18 protein-coding genes are annotated in these 19250 nt (G+C 42.0%); 5 read left to right on the forward strand and 13 right to left on the reverse strand.

Annotated features, from left to right (window positions below):
* The 5 genes from MHN30_RS09470 to MHN30_RS09490 all read left to right on the forward strand — a co-directional run bounded on the left by MHN30_RS09470 (position 1) and on the right by MHN30_RS09490 (position 6722).
* Positions 1 to 1899 (forward strand): EAL domain-containing protein, encoded by a 1899-nt coding sequence (locus tag MHN30_RS09470; protein ID WP_239359351.1) that lies wholly within the window; start codon positions 1 to 3, stop codon positions 1897 to 1899.
* Positions 1889 to 3028: a response regulator gene (locus tag MHN30_RS09475; RefSeq protein ID WP_239359353.1), complete on the forward strand. Its 1140-nt coding sequence runs from the start codon at positions 1889 to 1891 to the stop codon at positions 3026 to 3028. The genes MHN30_RS09470 and MHN30_RS09475 overlap by 11 nt, the downstream gene beginning before the upstream one ends.
* Complete coding sequence (locus tag MHN30_RS09480) at positions 3000 to 3977, forward strand: response regulator (protein ID WP_239359355.1); 978 nt, start codon at positions 3000 to 3002, stop codon at positions 3975 to 3977. Before MHN30_RS09475 ends, MHN30_RS09480 begins: the two co-directional genes overlap by 29 nt.
* 2 nt (positions 3978 to 3979) lie before the next feature.
* Positions 3980 to 6271 (forward strand): diguanylate cyclase, encoded by a 2292-nt coding sequence (locus MHN30_RS09485; RefSeq protein WP_239359357.1) that lies wholly within the window; start codon positions 3980 to 3982, stop codon positions 6269 to 6271.
* Between the two features lie 61 nt (positions 6272 to 6332).
* Positions 6333 to 6722, forward strand: a complete 390-nt coding sequence (locus MHN30_RS09490) for a hypothetical protein (RefSeq protein WP_239359358.1) — start codon at positions 6333 to 6335, stop codon at positions 6720 to 6722.
* A 34-nt stretch (positions 6723 to 6756) separates the two neighbouring features.
* Here MHN30_RS09490 and MHN30_RS09495 read toward each other — a convergent pair whose 3' ends face one another.
* The 13 genes from MHN30_RS09495 to MHN30_RS09555 form a co-directional block, all read right to left on the reverse strand.
* Positions 6757 to 7608 (reverse strand): lysozyme inhibitor LprI family protein, encoded by an 852-nt coding sequence (locus tag MHN30_RS09495; protein WP_239359359.1) that lies wholly within the window; start codon positions 7606 to 7608, stop codon positions 6757 to 6759.
* Between the two features lie 54 nt (positions 7609 to 7662).
* Positions 7663 to 8715, reverse strand: coding sequence for a chemotaxis response regulator protein-glutamate methylesterase (locus tag MHN30_RS09500; RefSeq protein WP_130164090.1), 1053 nt, complete (start codon positions 8713 to 8715; stop codon positions 7663 to 7665).
* Complete coding sequence (locus MHN30_RS09505; protein WP_239359360.1) at positions 8715 to 9215, reverse strand: chemotaxis protein CheD; 501 nt, start codon at positions 9213 to 9215, stop codon at positions 8715 to 8717. The genes MHN30_RS09500 and MHN30_RS09505 overlap by 1 nt, the downstream gene beginning before the upstream one ends.
* Complete coding sequence (locus MHN30_RS09510) at positions 9209 to 10009, reverse strand: CheR family methyltransferase (protein WP_010604746.1); 801 nt, start codon at positions 10007 to 10009, stop codon at positions 9209 to 9211. Before MHN30_RS09510 ends, MHN30_RS09505 begins: the two co-directional genes overlap by 7 nt.
* A gap of 11 nt (positions 10010 to 10020) precedes the next feature.
* On the reverse strand, positions 10021 to 12255 hold the full coding sequence (locus tag MHN30_RS09515) for a methyl-accepting chemotaxis protein (RefSeq protein WP_239359361.1): 2235 nt from the start codon (positions 12253 to 12255) through the stop codon (positions 10021 to 10023).
* 14 nt (positions 12256 to 12269) lie between these two features.
* Positions 12270 to 14246: a chemotaxis protein CheA gene (locus MHN30_RS09520; protein WP_239359362.1), complete on the reverse strand. Its 1977-nt coding sequence runs from the start codon at positions 14244 to 14246 to the stop codon at positions 12270 to 12272.
* Between the two features lies 1 nt (position 14247).
* On the reverse strand, positions 14248 to 14532 hold the full coding sequence (locus MHN30_RS09525) for an STAS domain-containing protein (protein ID WP_130164093.1): 285 nt from the start codon (positions 14530 to 14532) through the stop codon (positions 14248 to 14250).
* 10 nt (positions 14533 to 14542) lie between these two features.
* Positions 14543 to 14908 (reverse strand): response regulator, encoded by a 366-nt coding sequence (locus MHN30_RS09530; RefSeq protein ID WP_010604742.1) that lies wholly within the window; start codon positions 14906 to 14908, stop codon positions 14543 to 14545.
* Positions 14909 to 14916: 8 nt separating this feature from the next.
* Positions 14917 to 16104 (reverse strand): methyl-accepting chemotaxis protein, encoded by a 1188-nt coding sequence (locus tag MHN30_RS09535; RefSeq protein ID WP_239359363.1) that lies wholly within the window; start codon positions 16102 to 16104, stop codon positions 14917 to 14919.
* Positions 16104 to 16619, reverse strand: coding sequence for a chemotaxis protein CheW (locus MHN30_RS09540; protein WP_010604740.1), 516 nt, complete (start codon positions 16617 to 16619; stop codon positions 16104 to 16106). The genes MHN30_RS09535 and MHN30_RS09540 overlap by 1 nt, the downstream gene beginning before the upstream one ends.
* Positions 16620 to 16944: 325 nt before the next feature.
* A complete protein-coding gene (locus MHN30_RS09545) occupies positions 16945 to 18243 on the reverse strand; it encodes an ATP-binding protein (protein WP_239359364.1) in 1299 nt (432 codons plus the stop codon).
* 2 nt (positions 18244 to 18245) lie between these two features.
* Positions 18246 to 18827, reverse strand: a complete 582-nt coding sequence (locus MHN30_RS09550; protein WP_010372790.1) for a chemotaxis protein CheX — start codon at positions 18825 to 18827, stop codon at positions 18246 to 18248.
* Entirely contained in the window at positions 18824 to 19189 is a 366-nt protein-coding gene (locus MHN30_RS09555) for a response regulator (protein ID WP_010372787.1), read from the reverse strand. Before MHN30_RS09555 ends, MHN30_RS09550 begins: the two co-directional genes overlap by 4 nt.
* Positions 19190 to 19250 lie beyond the last annotated feature (61 nt).

A 19250-nucleotide genomic window follows, 5' to 3' on the forward strand; every position in this document is an offset into this window, starting at 1 on the left:
ATGAATGCACCTATCATGTTGGTTGATGATGAAATTGATATTCTAAAGTCGCTTAAACGCACTCTGCGCTTGCAGCACTATGAAGTGGTATATACCGATGACCCGAGACAAGCGCTCAGTTTGATACAAGAGCACAAACCTCATGTGCTTATTACTGATTTCAGAATGCCCAACATGAATGGCCAAGAGCTTATCCAAGAAGTGAAAAAGCATGATCCTAGTATTGAATGCATCGTGCTCAGTGGGCAAGCTGATTATGACGATATGAAGTCGCTGATCAACGCGAATAATACCTTTAAGTTTTTATCCAAGCCTTGGAATAACGAAGAGCTGTACACAACGATAGAAGCGGCACTCACAAACCATCACAAAAACGAATTAAAAACCCAAATTCTGCGTAATAATAATGCACCTTTAGTCGAAGTAAATACCATAGGTAATGTCATCGATTGCAATTACGCTTACACGGAATTAGTGTTGAACGAGGTCAATAAAGGCAATTTCTTTCAACTGTTTAATTTTGAAAGTGATAAATGCCTTGATGATTTTACTGAGCGCAGAATTGCAACACTAAAAAGCTCAGGGGTGTTATGCCAAGTTGAGCTCAAGCTAAAAACAGAATCCAGCTACTTACTTATCATTAAACCCCTCTCCAGCGAGCAGGATAAATATCCTAACTTCTATCAGAGCAAACTGGGCTTTCTTGAACATATCAATCGCACCGATAACTCTGTCATGATCTGCCTGAAAATTCGAGATTTGTTGGTTAAGAATATTATTTCCAATACCCCAATATATTCTGATACGTTTAAAAAAATCATAGATCATGCTCTACTGAGCGAAGCGACTCATTTTTCGATGCTTGAAATCAGCTTTGATCAAGCCATTTTCTGGCTAGATTCAGTGCAAAGTGAGATTGAGGTACACAAATTTTTAGATGAGTTAATCAACTCAATTAAACAATTTTTCATTCGCAAAAATATCCAAATCAAGTTCTCTGTCTCGTACACCATGATTGAGCCTGAGCAGCCACTCTCGGAAGCAATAGACAGCTTAGTTATCTATACCCAATTTGTTTGCGAGTCACGCACTGATTTCTATATGCGTTATTCGCAATCACTGCTTTCAGAAAAACTAAACGAGCATAAAGTCTCTGAAGCATTATTTAACGCCGTTGATAATGATGAGTTTTATCTAAGGTTCCAACCTAAACTTAATTTAAATGAACATTCAATCAATAGTTGTGAAGTGTTAATTCGCTGGAAGAACACCCAGTTTGGCGCTAACTCACCAGATTATTTTATTCCGTTGGCAGAAAAAGACGGACAAATAGTCAAAATAGGAACTTGGGTGCTTGAGCAGGCGTGTATCGCACTGTGCGAATGGCAAAAGGAAGAACTAGAGATCCAAAAAGTCGCAGTGAATGTTTCACCTTATCAACTTTCCGATCCCTGCTTTGTACAAACCATGTATTCGATTATTGAAAGGTATTCGCTCAAACCCGAGCAATTCGAGTTAGAAATCACCGAGAACTTTGTTTTAGAAAATCTCGAGCAAGCTAAAACTAAATTACTACAATTAAAAGAAATCGGATTCTCCATTGCCATCGATGACTTCGGTACGGGCTATTCCTCATTGGGCTATATTTCAAAATTGCCAGTGGATGTTATCAAAATTGACAAAAGCCTGATTGAAAACATCGACAGTTCAAAATCAGCTAGAGATCTTGTCCAAAATGTTATTCGATTAGTTCACGACCTTGAATTAAAAGTTGTCGCTGAAGGTATAGAAACCGTGGAACAGCTTGAAATTCTAGAACAGTTAAAATGCGATGAAGTACAAGGATATCTCATCGGAAAACCTGTTTTACTTGAGGAGTTTACTCACTATGTCTATTAAAAGCCAAGTGCCACGGATTGTGCTCGTTGATGACGATGAGTTAATGTTGAAGTCGCTCCACCGCCACTTCAAAATCAGCATAGAAGGCGCGGAAATATTGACCTTTTCATCACCTAAACAATTCATAGAATCCCTAGATACGTTAGCAAGCATCGATATCTTAGTGAGTGACTACCTTATGCCATCGATTAACGGTGTTGAATTAATCAATATCGTGAGGCGCCGTTATCCACAAGTCCTCACCGTGTTATTAACCGGCGATACCACAGGCAAGGTACTGTGTAAGTCTTCAATTTCTGCTACCTTTATCGTCGCTAAGCCATTTAGAAGAGAAGAATTCGATGAGGTTATCACCGCTTTTTATCGGCTCAATGAGCTGCCATTAAGTGAAGCAATAAAGCGTGCCCTAAATGAAACTTTCATTGAAAACGAATTGCCTATCTTGCTAAGTAAAATTGAAGACATTGATTTAGATTTTCACAAGCTTGAAGCAATGCTGGAACAAGAGGTGCTCATTCAAGCTAAATTATTCCACCTGTGTAACAGTGCTTATGTGGGATTATCGACAAAGCAATACTCCCTCTCTACCGCAATTAAGACCCTCGGTGTTGATTTAGTGTCTGCAATTATTGTCTCTGTGTGTTATCACAATATGGTTGCAGCCAGATATGATATCGCGAACTGTGAGCAGTTAAGCGATATTAATTTTAGAAAGGTCAAATTACTTAAGGAATTGGTACATAAGCTACATGACGGATCAATTGACTCTGAGCGCGTTGTTTTTGTTCAATCCTTATTATTTCTTGGCGAGCTCGGCTCAGAAATAGCTCAGCTTATTACCGAAAGTCAATGTCATTCCCCACAGAGTTGCTATATCGAGAAATTACACATCGCCCTTTATACAGCCACATTAATTGGCTACGAGTCAGCTATCACAGATCAATTGTATGCGCTCATTAATGCCCTAGAAGTGGGTAGCTCAGATTGCAATGCGACTAAGCTATTGTTGCTTGTAGACACTATCACCAATAAAGAAGTCAATCAGACGGTGATCAACACCTTTTTTGATCAAAAGAGCCAAGATTGGTTGGAGCTTTTCTATGAACTCAGAAGCAAATACTTTAGTTAGTTACAAAGTACTGATATTAGACGATGAAACGTCAATACTTAAGGCGTTAAAACGAGTCATACGGCTGCCTTCGGTAGAGGTTGTCAGTTTTGATAATCCTTTTGAAGCTCTTGAGTACATAGACACGCACCCCGTTCAGGTTATTATCTCTGATTTTAGAATGCCGCTAATGAATGGTGGAGATTTTCTAAAACGAGCCAAAAAAATAAACCCTGGTGCAATTGGCCTAATTCTTAGCGGTTATACCGACTCCGATATGCTTATTGATATGATTAACAGCAAGGTTGCGCATAAGTTTTTGTGTAAACCATGGGAGAACGACAAATTACTCGAAGAAGTTAATGCAGCAATAGACGTATACAATAATAATTATTTTAAAACGGTTTTACAGGAACAACTAAAAAAGCGTGATTGCCCACGGGTATTAATCAATAATGAAGGCCAAGTTGTCGAACATAATCTCAGCAAAGACATAGAATCTCAGATACTTGCAGAGTTCTCGGCATGCTTTAGTGGTAATGGCATCTACCACACTCCTCTTGGTGTTTTAAGATGTGAGATCCGCAGCAATCCAAAAGACGAAGAGTTCTATCTGATCACCATAGAAAAAGTCGAAGTAACAGACGAAATTAACGTCTATGAAGTTATCACTGAACTGCTATTATGTTACTCGATAAACCCCGTTCTCACTTACTATGCGTTGCCAACTTGCGAACTCACCACAGCGAAATTGGCAGCTGCAGCTCAAGAAGTTTTCAGAAACTATAAAATATTACCATCACCGACCCATAACTATCTGTTCGTACTGGATAACATTGAGCAATCCTTACAGCCAAGAAAACAGATAGAGCTAGAAATTCAGTTGGAAAAGTTACTCGATACCGCGCTACCTCACGAGATACAAAGTAATACCACTCAACTTGCTGCATTTTTAAATAATGGAGAGTAGGCGTGGATACTTTTGCAAAAGTTGAATTAACACAAGATTTAGTCGAATCAAGCTTTCCGCTCGCCGACCTCAATACGCTACTTACCTCCCTATCTGATTATTTTGAGGTACCAATAACTTTAGTCACTGTAATCGAAGGGCAATGGCAACATCTTATCGCCAGACATGGGATCCTAGCCGACAGGACACCGGAGCAAGATGCTTTTTGCAAGAGCTTAATCAAACATAACAAGTCTTTACTTGTTCCAGATACCGCCTTGGATGAAAATTATGCCAATAACCCGCTCGTGACTGGCGAGCCCTACATTCGCTCATACTTGGGCGTACCTTTTCGACTCGACGGCAAGCCAATCGGTGGCGTATGTTTAATCGATACCAAACCGAAAACCTATGCCGAGCGAGATGTTCATTTACTCGAGACGATCAGCGGTCTTATCACCAATATTTTAGAGCTACAAAAAAACTATTCATTATACCTTGAAGATCAAGAGTTAATCCGTTTTTCACCAATCGTGTTAATTAAGTGGAAGTATAATAATGGGCTGCGCATTCGTACGGTTTCTCCGAATATTGAGCGCGTGATTGGTATTGACGCTTTTCACTTATGCTCCGGGGAATTGCATTTTGAAGACTTACTCACCGAGCCAAGTGTTGAGAAATTTCATTTTAATTTACAAAACCACTTGGATGGTTTAGAAGCGTCTGAAATTTTGCTAGAGATGGCATTAGACTCAAAACAGATCTGGATCCGTATGATCACCGTGGCGCATTTTAACCACGACGGCAGAATGACAAGCATTCAGGCTTTTATTACCGAAAATACTGCGCAAAAGTACACCGAAGACAAACTCAATGAGACGAACCGACAGATGCGCCTGTTGTTAGAAGCCTCGGAGCTAGGTACATGGGATTGGAATATTCCAGCAGATATCAATAAAGTTAATAAAAAGTGGTGTGATATGCTTGGAATTGAATTTGAATACGTTGAGACCAGCGTTAATTACTTCCGCCAACTTATTCATCCAGCCGATCGTAGTCACGTAGAAAGAGACCTAGCCAAGCACCTACAAGGGTTAACCGATGCCTACACCACGTCCTATAGAATGAAGCATGCCGACGGACACTGGGTGTGGATAGAAACCTATGGCAAAGTGGTTGAACGCGATAATAGCGGCAGAGCACTGCGCCTTGCTGGTACTCACCGGGATATTACTTACCGGATGGAAGCACAGTTGCAAGAGCGAAAGCAAAAACAATTACTGTCTTTTATCAGTAAAGCACAGTCAGCCTATTTAAAGACTGGTGATCTGTCTAAATCATGCCGTGAAATTCTAGAAGAGCTCATCGACATTGCGGATAGCCAATTTGCGCTGATCGGCGAGCTTGAGCATACCGCCGGTGTACCAAGGCTCTTTATTCATGCCATTTCAGAAATGCAGTGGAATGATTTAAGCTCTCAATTGGTACAGAGATATTATGATAACGATCTCTATTTTACTGATTTTAATAATCTGTTCGGATCAGTGATCCTGACGGGAAAAACCGTCATTAGTAATGAACGAGGCAAGCACCCTGCATCGAAAGGCACGCCAAAAGGACATCCAAGGATCTCTAAGTTTTTGGGGCTGCCGATAAAGCTCAATGGCGAATTGGTCGGTATGATAGGACTTGCGAATAAGTTTTTTGACTATACCGAAGAAGATGCAAAATTCTTACAACCACTGGTCGATTCTCTAGCGGGTTTATACTATGCGGTTAAACTCGATAAAGAGCGCCAAGAAGCAGAAAACAAACTGCTTGAACTTGCAATGACCGACACCTTATCAGGCCTGCCCAACCGACGTGCCTTTATGGAAAAAGCCGCCGAAGTTGGTGAGATATCCTTCCCCTATTTAATTGGTATGGTAGATATCGATAACTTTAAGTCTATTAATGATACCTACGGTCACGATGCTGGTGACAAAGCCATCAAGCGGATTGCTTACACCATAAAGGATGCGCTACGCAGTGATGATTTTACCGCGCGAATGGGAGGTGAGGAGTTTGCATTTGTGTTACTCGATGCCACACATGGATCATCTAGCGCATTGATTGAGACCATCAGAGAATCCATATCTAACTTGGAAATTACACTGTCAGAAAAAGAGAAAATACACCTCACGGTCAGCATTGGTGTAAAAGCGGTACTTCCCGAGATGGAAAAAATGTCTATTACAGCACATTTAAATGATGCTGATAAAGCTTTGTATGAGGCTAAACATACTGGCAAAAATAAAGTAGTTTGGTTCGAATAACAAAATATTTCATATTGCTTGATATACTTTAATTTCGCGTCGGACATAAAAATGGAAAATGATGAAACAGCTCTCACTTAACCTAGCTGCACTTGGATTTTTAGTCACCTCATCAGTAGCTTATGCCGATTATACTGCTGAGTTAGAAATTGACCGAATGCAGGACACTCCGTTTAAAGAGTGTAGCGACTACACTTTTCGCCAAGTTATGAATAATTTTTTTACCGAACTCACTTGGGATTATCTCACAAGCGATTGGGGCAGAAACTACATAAATATTGATGGTTATGTAGAAGAAGAAGGCGAAAAGTTTGATTTTCTTCTTCAATACGAAGTCAAATCTGATGGGACGTTTGAATTTAACGCTATGGAGTTCTTAGGAAAAGCAAAAGACGACTCGTTTATTATCATGATGCTCGACAAGATTTGCTATCATTCAACCAGTGATTAACGCTTCAACTCGAAGCGCTAATCTGCTTCTAAACTTAGTCTACTGTAACTTTGCACAGGATGGGCTGTTGATAATAACCCCAAGTTAATATTGCTACATTACTTTGTACTTTAAGGTGATAATCGCCAGCGCGGTAATGAATATCGCTGGCGGAGTTATCGATGAACATCAGCTTTTCACTGTCATTAAATTCTGCGACCATGCTTAGTGGCTGAGTATCATAGTAAAAAACGGATAATAACTTATCGTTACAGAGATACGTCGTATGCCCGGAGCTAGTCACTAATGCAAAACGAGCCTCAAGCTCGGCAATACGGTGAATATACGACTGCTTCAAGCAATGCGTGATATCGCTAGATTTCCAACACGCATTGCGCCCTTTTATCCACCCTATTTGCTCGGCTTGAAGCTGCTTCGAATGCGGCTCTTTTACAATTTTTTCATACACAGAATTGAGCCTGCGATCCAGTCGAGACAACGCCGCACTGTTACAAATATCGGCTTCCATGCTTCCTGCTCTTACCTCGTTACAAGCGAATGAAGGCGTATGTAGGGTATGTTGTTTTAAGTGCTCGTCAATATAGCGACACCAATCCTGCGTGCTACGGTCAGGCTTATCCGAGTAACTTCTTACACCAAGTTTAAACTCAATGACCGATTGCCATTCTTGGCTGCCAAGATCAGGACCATGCCCGCTACCATCGCCACTTATTAAAAGATCATCGACCTCTGTCATCCACTGCTCGCCACAGTGAAACGCTTCAACGTTCAATTTCTCGGTGGGTGTTAAAACTGTCCTATTTTGTGACGCACATCCAAATAGAGTGATGGCTATAACTACAGCCAATCCATGATAAAAATTACGGGTTAATATGGCCGCTTTCAAGCTAATTTCCTTTTAATCGTGTAGACAAGAGTTGCGCTTACCAAAACAGCAACATTATGAAAAGCATTGAGTTATTGTCGTCGGCACATCCGCTAGAGTCACTTCTTTACTGTGAGCATTTAGCTTAATGGCCTCTTTTGGCATTCCAAATACAATGCTGGAGCTTTCATCTTGTGCATAAGTCTTCGCCCCCGATTTCTTCATTTCTAACAAACCAAATGCACCATCTGCGCCCATTCCGGTTAATATAAATCCGATAGCATTACTTCTAACTTGCTTCGCAACAGATTGAAACAATACATTGACCGAAGGCTTATGGCGCTGCACTGGCGGCCCATCTTTGAGCTGAGTGTAATAGAATGCACCACGACGAACAAGCTGAAGGTGATGGCTTCCTGGCGCGATGTACACATGGTTAGCCAGTACGCGTTCGTTATGCTCAGCCTCCTTAATCCTTAATTTTGAAATATCATTTAGCCTTTGAGCAAAGGCTTTAGTGAAGTTGGCTGGCATATGTTGTACCACCACAATACCAGGCAATTCGGGTTCTAATTGACTAAATATGTACTCAAGCGCTTGCGTCCCCCCTGTCGAAGTGCCGATGGCTACCACTTTATCAGTGGTATTAATGGCAAGGTTAGTAGTGCTCATTGCGACATTGATAGCAGGCGCACGGTTTATGTCTTCCGTAGAAGACTTTGGTCTGTAGAATCTCGCTTGCTTAACCACTTTAATAAATTGCTCGCGTTGAGACTCAAGAAATGATTTTAAGCCACACTCTGGTTTAGTTAAGATTTCAAATGCGCCAAGAGAGAGTGCCTCTACCGACAATTGAGCACCTGTGGTTGTTAGCGATGAACAAATGATCACGGGGATAGGTTTATTGGCCATAAGCCAGCGTAAAAAGGTAATGCCATCCATCTGTGGCATTTCTATATCAAGAATAATTACATCTGGCGGCTCTGCCAACACGCTAGGCTGCGCCAAGACAGGGTTGCTAAACACCTTAGTTACGCAGATTTCAGGCGAATACTCCAACATCGCAGTGACCGTTTGTCTTACCACAGCAGAGTCATCGATAATATAGACGGAAATTTTATTCGACATCAGGTTGCTCTCCTACTCGATAACGCAACATGAAAACGGTCTACCCGGCAAGCGCCATCCTTGAGATCCACTTGAATTCTCCGATAATAAGGGCCACCAACATCGCGCGCGACAAGCCTAAATCCATAATCGTCAATCAGCTTATGACTCATTTCGATGTTTCGCATACCGACAGTCTCTGAACAAGACGTTTTGAACATCTCTCCACCACCAAAAAGCTTAATCTCCACACAATTCTCAGGGATACTAGACCGCTTTAAATATTGGCGAACCAACGAAAAAGTCTTATCGACATATTTAGCGGGCTCATCGTCATTCAGCTTTTCTGTGGTTGGCAATAGCATATGACTCACAACAACTAGTTGGTGCTGCTTAGACACTAAAACAAATGAAACACAGGACCCCAGTAAGGTATTGAGCGTTGCTGGACGAAATGACTCAATCGCCAAACTACCCGGCTGCAAAAATATTGATTCAACGTCTCTGCTTGGCATCAACATTTTGCATACACCGCAGGGGCGATTGATTCAAATTTGTCATACACGCCATTTAAGCTCTCAGAGTGTCCTAAAAACAAAAAACCTTGCTTCGGCATCGCCCTATAAATATTTTCTAGGATTTTTACCTTTTCATCTTTTTCAAAATAGATCAGTGCATTACGGAGGAATATTATGTCAGCTTTACCACCGATATAAGGCACAAGTAGATTATTTTTGAAAAAATTAACTTTATGATAGAGCTCATCATTCACCATGATATAGCCGGTCTTCTCTCCGACGCCATTTAGACAGTATTTCCTTAGGTATTCGTCAGGAATGTTTTTAGCACGATGTAAGGGGTAAATTGCCTTTTTCGCTAAATCCAGCATCCGCTCAGAAATATCGCTGGCACGCACCACCCAATTCCCGTGACCATAATGCTCCTGCGTGCACATGGCCAAGGTGTATGCTTCCTCGCCAGAAGAGCAAGCCGCACACCAAATATCTGGTGCAGACTTTTGGTAGTAAGTGGTAAACAGCTCTGCTAACTTTTCAAAGTGTTTACGCTCTCTGAAGAAATAGGTTTCATTGGTAGTCAGCAAGTCGATGCACATATTTCGCTCACCTTTGTTATTGGGTATCTTTAGATACTCAATGTACTCACCATAGCTACTTAATCCTAAAATCCTCAGTCTTTGATTTAGTCGTCCACAGACTAAGTTCTTTTTATGATCCCTAAGATGTATTCCTGATTCGGCTTTGAAGAAGTCAGCAATACAGGTAAATTCTTGATCGCTAATAAAGTCCCCAATCATGTGGCACCTCCTTAGAACTGTTCAAAGTGCTCTTTTGAGCGAGCTTGTCCAGCACTAGCTTCTTTTCGCTCGGCGACGGGTTGTGCTTCTGTTTGCGGCTTGCCTCCTTCTAACACGCGCATTTTGCTTTGGCTTTCAATGTCTCCGATTTTAAAATAGGCGACGAGCTGGGTAAGCGTCTCTGCTTGACTGGACATTTCTTCCGCGGTGGCTGCAAGCTCTTCTGACGATGACGCATTTTGCTGCGTTAGCTGGGTGATTTGATTCATCGAGTCGTTGATTTGGCCGACACCCGCAGCTTGTTCGTCTGACGCTGCGGAGATCTCTTGTACTAAATCAGAGGTTTTACCAATCGCAGGTACGATTTCAGCAAGTAGACTGCCTGCCCGCTCGGCTTTGCTCACTGAGCCAGATGCTAACTGAGATATTTCCTGCGCTGCAAATTGAGATCGCTCAGCAAGCTTTCTGACTTCTGCAGCCACCACAGCAAACCCTTTACCATGCTCTCCAGCTCGAGCCGCTTCTATGGCAGCATTCAGTGCCAACAGATTCGTTTGATAAGCAATGTCATCAACAATACCTATCTTAGAGGCAATTTGTTTCATGGCCGATACGGTCTCTTCCACGGCGCTACCGCCTTCTTGTGCTTCACCCGCAGCTTTTGATGCCATACCGTCGGTGATTTTGGAGTTTTCTGCATTTTGGGCAATGGATGCCGTCATTTGTTCAACCGAGGCTGATGTCTCTTCAACTGACGAGGCTTGTTCGCTTGCACTCTGTGCCAATGACTGTGCTGTAGAGGAGACTTCAGTTGATGCCTGCGCTAGCGATTCAGAGTTAGAACGAACATCACAAATAATGCGACTTAAACTGGAGATTGTACTATTGACGCTTTGCTTCAACTCGTCATAGACACCTGAATAGCTTCCTGTAATCTCAACATCAAGGCGACCTTCTTTTAACCCCTCCATGACGTTAGCAATTTCTTGAATCGGTTTTTCAGTCGCTTCCAATACCTCGTTAAGACCATCAGTCATGGTTTTAAATGCGCCGGCATAGTTTGAGGTGTCTGCGCGATTTTGGATGTTTCCTTTGACCGCTTGCGAAACCAACTCGACGATATCGGTCGCTAAAGTATCTAACACATCGGTGAGATTGGCTGTACGTTGCGCCAGCTCACCTAAAAGCCCTTGTGCTTGTACTTTGGGCTTTAATGATAAGTTACCTTCACTCACTGCGTTGAGCACGGCAAAATTGTCCTCAAGTACCGATTCCAGCACTTCCATCGACTTATTATATGCCTCTGCAATTCTGCCTATCGATCCCTCTAACTCACTGGCTTCAATGCGTCTGTCAAATTCCCCGCAAGCTACCGCTTGGAAGGCAACACCAAACTCTTCTTCTAACAAGCGCTCTTTGCGCTTTTCATCAGTTACGTCTTTCCACTCAACCGTAGTAGAAATACGCTTATTGCTTTCATCAAATACGGGGGTGATCATGAGCTCCAAGCTGTGCTCACCAAACCCGAGTCTTGCAACGTGCGTAGAGCTTAAACTCGCTAACATAGTGCGCTGGTGGCTTGGATTACGGTGGAATTGGTCGATACTTCCTCCCACCAGTTTGTCAACGCAAAAGGTAGGTAACGTGCTTTGGATCGCAGTTTCTAACCTGAGTAACATGTCTCGCATGGCACGATTTATATAAACAATGTCGTAATTTTCATCAGCCAGCATAATACAAGCGGTACTGTAATCCATGGCTTGTTTATAAAAACCGCTATTACTTCCAGCGCTCAAACTCGATTGGCTGATTAATTTAGCCACGAAACTACAGTTAGCAATGGGCTGTGTCAATTTCATGATTTCTAATTGATAAGATCCGCTTGGCATATTAACTTTGGTGGTCTTATCTATCAGCTCGGAAAAGTTATTGTGCAGCGACAGCATATCAGTTATATATCCACCATCACTTTGTGCGTTATTTGCAATAAGCTGGGTAAATTGATTGCTTTGATGAACAATCCGACCAGCACCATCTAGGAGAGCAGCAAATGTGCCTGTAGTCTCGATAGCCTCTAATTCTGCATTGCCTTTAAGCAAACTTAATACATTGGTCGCAAGTGTTTTGGCTTCCCCTTCATATAAAGCGGGGTTTACTTGGGTAAGATCTGAGTGTTCAATCGCGTTTACGACTGCCTTCGACAGTTGATTAACTTGTTTGTCAAAGATTGCTGGTAAAATTCCCATTATGTATCCCCTTATTAAGAGTTAGCTAATTTTCTAGATTCAGGTTCATGAGCAAAATCATGAATAAGCTTTGGTACATCAAGAATGAGCGCAATGTCTCCTGACCCTAAAATACTTGAGCCACTGATCCCCGACATCTTTTCAAATAACGCACCAAGTGGTTTGATGACCGTTTGAAACTCACCTAACAGCTGATCGACGACGATGCCTGCTCGCAACTGACCGTACTTCACAACGACAATACTTGGTCTGATCTTAGGGTTCGTGGGTAAGTCGAAAATACGACTCAAATGAATAAATGGCAGCACTGTACCGCGCAGATTAATGTAATCGGTTTGACGAGTTGCCCCATTGCCAAGCGGAAGTTCAATACACTCTGTAACCATATCGAGTGGAATGACGAACTTAGCATCAGCAACACTCACCATAAAACCATCGATAATGGCCATGGTTAACGGCAACCTGAGTTGGAAACACGTACCTTGGTGCTCGACAGATTCAACACTCACCGTTCCACGTACCGCTTCAATGTTTTTTCTCACCACATCCATGCCAACACCGCGTCCCGAGATATTTGATACTTTTTCGGCTGTGGAAAAGCCTGGTTCGAAGATTAAGTTAGCAATTTCTTTGTCGGTAAGCTCAGTATCAGGTGAGATCAGATTACGCTGAATTGCTTTTTCTTTAATTTTTTCTTTGTCTAGCCCGCGTCCATCGTCACTGATCTCTATTACAATACTGCCCGAATCATGAAAGGCTTTGAGTGATAACGTACCGTATTCGGGCTTTCCACTGTCCGCTCGTTGTGTTGGTGACTCCATACCATGATCAATGGCATTGCGAACTAAGTGCGTAAGAGGGTCGACTATCTTTTCAACCATTGATTTATCTAGTTCGGTTTCAGCCCCCATAATTTCTAAAGAAACCTGTTTTTCCAACTCCTTTGAGGTGTCGCGTACAACACGGCTAAAGCGATTAAACGTTTCGCCTATCTGTACCATTCTGAGTTGCAGTGTACTGCTTTGCACATCACTAACGAGTTGTTGAATATGCTCAACAATTTCGGTAAGGGCCGAGTCGCGTATTGTTTTGGTGTGATCTTCGAGTGCCGCAGACACGATAACCAGCTCGCCAAGTTCATTGACTAATTCATCTAGCTTCTGCGCCGGTATTTTCATCATCCGCTCGGGATTCTTTGGTTTGACTTTGTTATTTTTGGTGGGCTGTTTATCAGTTTTGACAAGTGTTGGCGTTGGCTTATCATCTTCAATTGGGGCTATCTCAATATTTGATTCTGCAGCAATAAACTCAAATGCTTCATCAATATCTTCTCGCGTAGAGTGATGTATCTCTAGCTGCATTCTAAAATGGCATAATTCTAGTTCATCTGGTGTGACCGCGTTAAGCGCAGGTACCTCATCAATTAGCCAATCTACTTCTACCATACTACCTTTACTTTCGATGTAGCGAATAATCGAGAGTGGATCAAAACCATCCACCATGCAGGCCTTATAAAACTGCGCTGAGACTCGAAAGCTCTGCGTTGCTTCTTGATTTTCGACAACGGTTTGCTCACTTGAGGCTTGGTCTTGCAAACCACTATATGACTTTAAACTTTCTAGCAGCCCAGCTTCAGCATCGGTCAACGCCTGAGGAAAATCTTCGTTTGACTCTAAGCACTTAATTAACGCATTTATATGGTCATTACATTCGAGCAAAGTCGAAATCAGTTTTTCGCAAGGATTTAGCGCGTGATCACGAAGAAGCTCCATTGTTGCTTCAACAAAATGCGTAAAATCGACAATATGGTCATAGCCAACAACACCGGCTGAGCCTTTTATGGTATGTGCAGCACGAAACGCCTCGTTTATGATCTCGTCGTCACTATTTGGCAGTATAGACTCCATTGCCAAGAGACTTTCTTCAAATTGAAGTACCAACTCCTTGGCTTCTTCAATAAAGACCGCTTGAATTTCGGATAAATCAACCATCTTACCTCCTTTGCGCGCAGTTTGATGCAACTAAGGTATTGAGTAGCCATAAGGCACAAGGTGAGTGATGCTCATCGACACCTATCACAGATAATGGCCTTTCCGTACAACACTGTGCGAGTGCTACAACTAATTGAAAGCCTGCAGCGTCCACCTCCAACAGCTCACTAAGATCAATTGCTATCGCCGTCGTGTCATCGCTTAACATGAGCTGCCATTTTGCTGCCACTTTGCTCACTTCATAAATGGTCAATACTTCTGGCAGCACAATGGTTAAGTTGCTCATATTTATGCTCCTAAGCCAAAATACGTGAAACGGTATTAATCAGCTTTTCGGGTTTAAACGGCTTTATCATCCAAGCCTTTGCTCCCGCTTGCTTACCTTGACTCACGAAATCAGAGCCCGATTCTGTGGTTAGCATCAAAAAAGGCGTAAAGCGATATTGGCCCATTTCTTTTACCTTCTTCAACAAGCTCAGCCCATCCATGTTTGGCATATTCAAGTCACTAATGATCAGGTTGATTTTGCCTTCATCTAGCTTGTTGATTGCGTCAAGACCATCACAGGCATCAATGACTTCATAACCTTCAGCGAGTAGTGTCATTTTTGCCACCTGACGAATTGAAGCCGAATCATCTACTATCATAATTTTCTTAGTCATAAGACCTCCTAGAAAAATGTTACTTCGTCTTCAACATGGTCGTGTTGAGACGTATTTTCAGTGGTTGAAACATGACATTCCCTTTCTTCTTTCATGGTGTAAGAGTTGAACATTTCTTGCTGTAATGCAGCCAACCCTTCCTCGCCTAGCTCACCTTCTGTCCTGTATAGCGAGACTAATGAAGTAAGCCCTTTGCAAATGTGTTCTAGCTTTTGGCTCACTCTATCTTGAAATTGAAAATCGGTTATCGCGTCGTCGACGTTCGCTTTTATCTTGCTTGCGGTATCATCTAAACCATGTACCGATTGCGTCAGCTCATTAGCGACCGTCGCCATCTCATTGAGTACTTTTCGGATATGTAATTCAGCGTCATCCATAAGCGTAACGTCTTGTGCCTGTGATTCGGTGAGCTTTTCAGTATTGTCAGCAACGGCATTGGTTAAGCCGTTCATCTTTTCAATAATAAGCTCTGCAGCTTCTGAGGTAATATCCGAAAGCTCACGCACCCTTTCCGCTACCACGGCAAACCCCCGACCGGCTTCCCCCGCTCTTGCAGCTTCAATTGATGCGTTGAGTGACAATAACGTGATCTCTTTTGATATTTTTTGAATGGATTTGGTTTGCTCAGTTAATTCCTTGGCGGCATGGCTTACAGCTTGATTGGAATTGACGACCTCGAGTTTTGAACCAAGAGCCACACGCAAACTGTGCAGGACTTCATTGAGTTCTTCTTGACTGTGTTTGGCAAAACAGTGTTCATCATCACCAAAATTTTCTACAGAACCTCGTGCCGATTCGATAGTGTTATTTAGTGCCTGTCTTAGCTCCGAAAACTGCAAGGTGAGCCCTGAAACCGAGTCATTACCCAAGGTTTTAATACTGTAGACCTGGTTAATAACAGTTTCTAAAATCGCGGCTACAGATTCTGTATTGTGCTGCTCTACCTCGCAATGCTCTTGCATCTCACTTGAATAACTAGCAAATGTCTCACAATCAAGAATTACTTTTGCAGTTAAGTGACGCTGCCTTAACGTTACCGCTAAGAGTGCACTGGTGATGAGCACAGAAGATAGCGACAAAATATCAACGCGAACACTGAGCAATAGCGTGAGAGACAATACTAGGCTTAGCAACACCGCAGCGCTAATGTAGTACTTGTAGATTGCCTTTAGCTCATTAATTGGAAGTATCTGCATTATGCTGACTCCCCAAGGTGACTACCACGCTCGCTTAACTCTATCAGCTCAGCCATCTCTTCAACTGAGAGAACTTTTTCAAGGTCTAGCGCGATGAGTAGCTCATCTCCGCGTCTTACCATGGAAGCGATAAAGTCAGCTCTGATTTGCGCGCCAAACTGAGGTGAGTTGGTTAGATCTTTTGCGTCAACTTCTATGACTTCATTAACGCCGTCAACAATGACACCCATCTCAATGAGGTTGTCAGAAATACTGAATTCACAAATGATAATGCAGGTTCGTCTGCCAACTTCTATTACTTCTCCACAAAGCCGAGCTGACAGATCGATAACGGGTACAACTGAGCCTCTTAAATTAATCACTCCTTTAATAAACTCAGGCATCAAAGGGACTTTTGTCACGGAGCCCAATTCAATGATCTCCTTTATTGAAAGGATCTCAATTGCATAGCAATCCTGTCTTGACTGAAAAGTGAGATATTGCAATGACTGTGTGTTTTCTGTGATCGCTTGCATTTTTCGCCCCGTCTCATTTGTCTTATATGTTACTTTAGTCTCACATTTATTATCTGTCAAAATTTGAGCAATAATTTATTTTAACTATTTTTGAGTGGTAAAAATAAGTTTAAAAACAGGTGGTTACAAATAACTCCTTAGTGTTAAGTGTTACCGCGGTGACGGATTTATAGTGGATTTTTTGACAACGAAACCTGTGGCAGAAAGCTAAAGCCAACTGATTGAAAACTGGATAATCAGAACAAAAGCAATAAGGAAGTACATGAATTGCAAAGAAACGCTAACCTAATGAAGGCTAATTTTATTATGAACTGGGTTTGATTAATTACTTATCCGTAAATTCGTCGGAGAAATCTGCTTCGCTGAGCTTAGGAAAGGATACTGTAAACGTTGTGCCTACACCGACTTGTGAGTCAACTTGAATGCGACCCTTGTGCTTGGCGACGATACTATATGATAGAGACAGCCCAAGGCCAGTACCTTGACCAACAGGTTTGGTGGTAAAAAATGGATTAAAAATTTTATTGATGTCCTCAGCTGGGATCCCTTTGCCTGTGTCTTGGATGGCAATAATCACCTCGTTTTGTTTATCTTCGATAGAGATAGTTACCGTACCGCTTGACTCTATCGACTGTGCAGCATTGATGATTAAGTTTAAAAATACCTGATTAATCTGCATCGGCTGACAATATAGCAACACTTCATCATCAAGCGAGTAAGTTTTGTTGATAACCGCATGGTACTTAATTGAGTTGTTGGCTATTTTAAGCGTACTTTCAATCCCCTTAATGAGATCTGCCTCTTGCCACTCCTGATTATCAACATGAGAAAAGGATTTTAAACTCTCAACTATCTTGGAAACTCGGTCCAGCCCTTCTAAGCACTCTTGCAGTAATTCAGGTACGTCCTCCTTTAAAAAGTCGATACTATGCTGATTTTGGAGCTGCTGCTCCTGCTGTGCTAAATCACTGTCAGCAAGTCTACTAAAATTCGATTCATAAAAATCGAGCATCGCAAACAGTCCGCTAGCCTGGCCTTCTAAACTTTGAATATTGGAATTCACAAAACCAATTGGATTGTTGATTTCATGCGCCACGCCAGCAGCAAGTTGACCAATTGCTGCCATTTTCTCAGACTGTAGTAATTGGTTTTGTGCAGCTTCTAACTTAAGGTTGAGTGTTTTTAACTCCTGCTTTTCTATCTCTAATGCTTCGGTTAGACGTTTTTGCTCTTGATAATAGCTCGCAAGCTCCGTCACATCTTGTATGATCACGCATACCTTTTTCACTTCTTCAGAATGCTCAAAAATTGGCACATATTGAATGTTCTGATACATTGAAGTTTCATCGCCAGTAACGGGACGGCTGCTGCTAAGTTCAAACACGTGAGGGCGATGCTCCCAGTAGCTAAAACTTGCTGCTTTTAAAGCAAAAACACTCTTCAATTTCCGCTTAATGATTTTTGCAGCTTCAGGAAATACCTCATCGATGGACATGCCCTCAATATTTTTGGGAGTGTTATCCGGTAGCCGGTTTTTCAAAAAATCATTCGCAAAAACCACCGTATGTGCTTGGTCTAGGACACAAATTCCAACCGGAATGTAACGCTGCAATTCGCTAAACACAGTCAGTCCTCTATTCCAAGCATGGCATTAAGTTTTTGGATCACTGTTTTAATGGAGTTTTCATCTAAACAAATAATCACTCTCGAATCAAAAGCAATAGACTCGATTATAAATGCAATTTTCATTACTAATGTGGTTTTCCACTCAGCAATGTCGTCGGATAGTTGATGTTTATAAATAGTCGGCATAGTCAATGAGGTTTTAAGCTCTAGCTGACTAGAGAAGCCGTTTAAACATGCGCCAGCCAAAATGTTAGACAAATCTAATAAGACTTCATTGAGATCAGAGTCATCGAGTGGACTATCGTAGTCCATAAGCTCGGCTATTTCTTGTAAGCCTTGTGGTGACAATAGATTAATGACTTCACCCTTAATTTCCCCTAAAAATGACTGCCTCGTTCTGTAAACATGTGCGGTATTACAGATCTCATTGAGTTGATTTGGGCTTACCGAAGTAATTTCAGGGATAGATAAGCTAATTTTCGTTTCAATTAATCGAGCTAAAGAGTTCGCTGCCTGGCCCATGGATATATTCATTAGCTCTTGCAAGCCATCCCTTTGCTCTTCACTGAGTGGCATGTTCATAATAAACCTAGCTCTTGTAGCGTGTTATGTAACTCTTCTTTTTGTAGTGGCTTTTGCAAAAAGCGAAATGCGCCGAGTTTATCCACCAACTTCTTCGCTTCGGGCTGAATATCGGCGGAAATAACGATTACCACGGTTTTTGCGTGGTGTTCGTGTAGATGCGTAAGAACTTCAAAACCATCCATTTCTGGCATAGTTAGATCCAAAAATAACACCTCAGCTTTGCCCTGCTCAACCATCACCAATGCTTCTTTGCCATTTTTTGCCTCACTGACCTCGACATCCCAGTCTTCAGGTATTGCCCTAAGCACAGCCTTTCTCGACATCATAGAATCGTCTGCAACGGTTACTGGAATTGCCATGAGCACCACTCCTATTTCACTATATTGGTAAAAAGTATGGTCTTTGGCTTTTTGACTGTCA

Origin of the sequence: Pseudoalteromonas sp. OF7H-1 (genome assembly GCF_022347825.1) — a bacterium.
In the GTDB taxonomy this organism is placed as follows: Bacteria; Pseudomonadota; Gammaproteobacteria; order Enterobacterales; family Alteromonadaceae; genus Pseudoalteromonas; species Pseudoalteromonas maricaloris.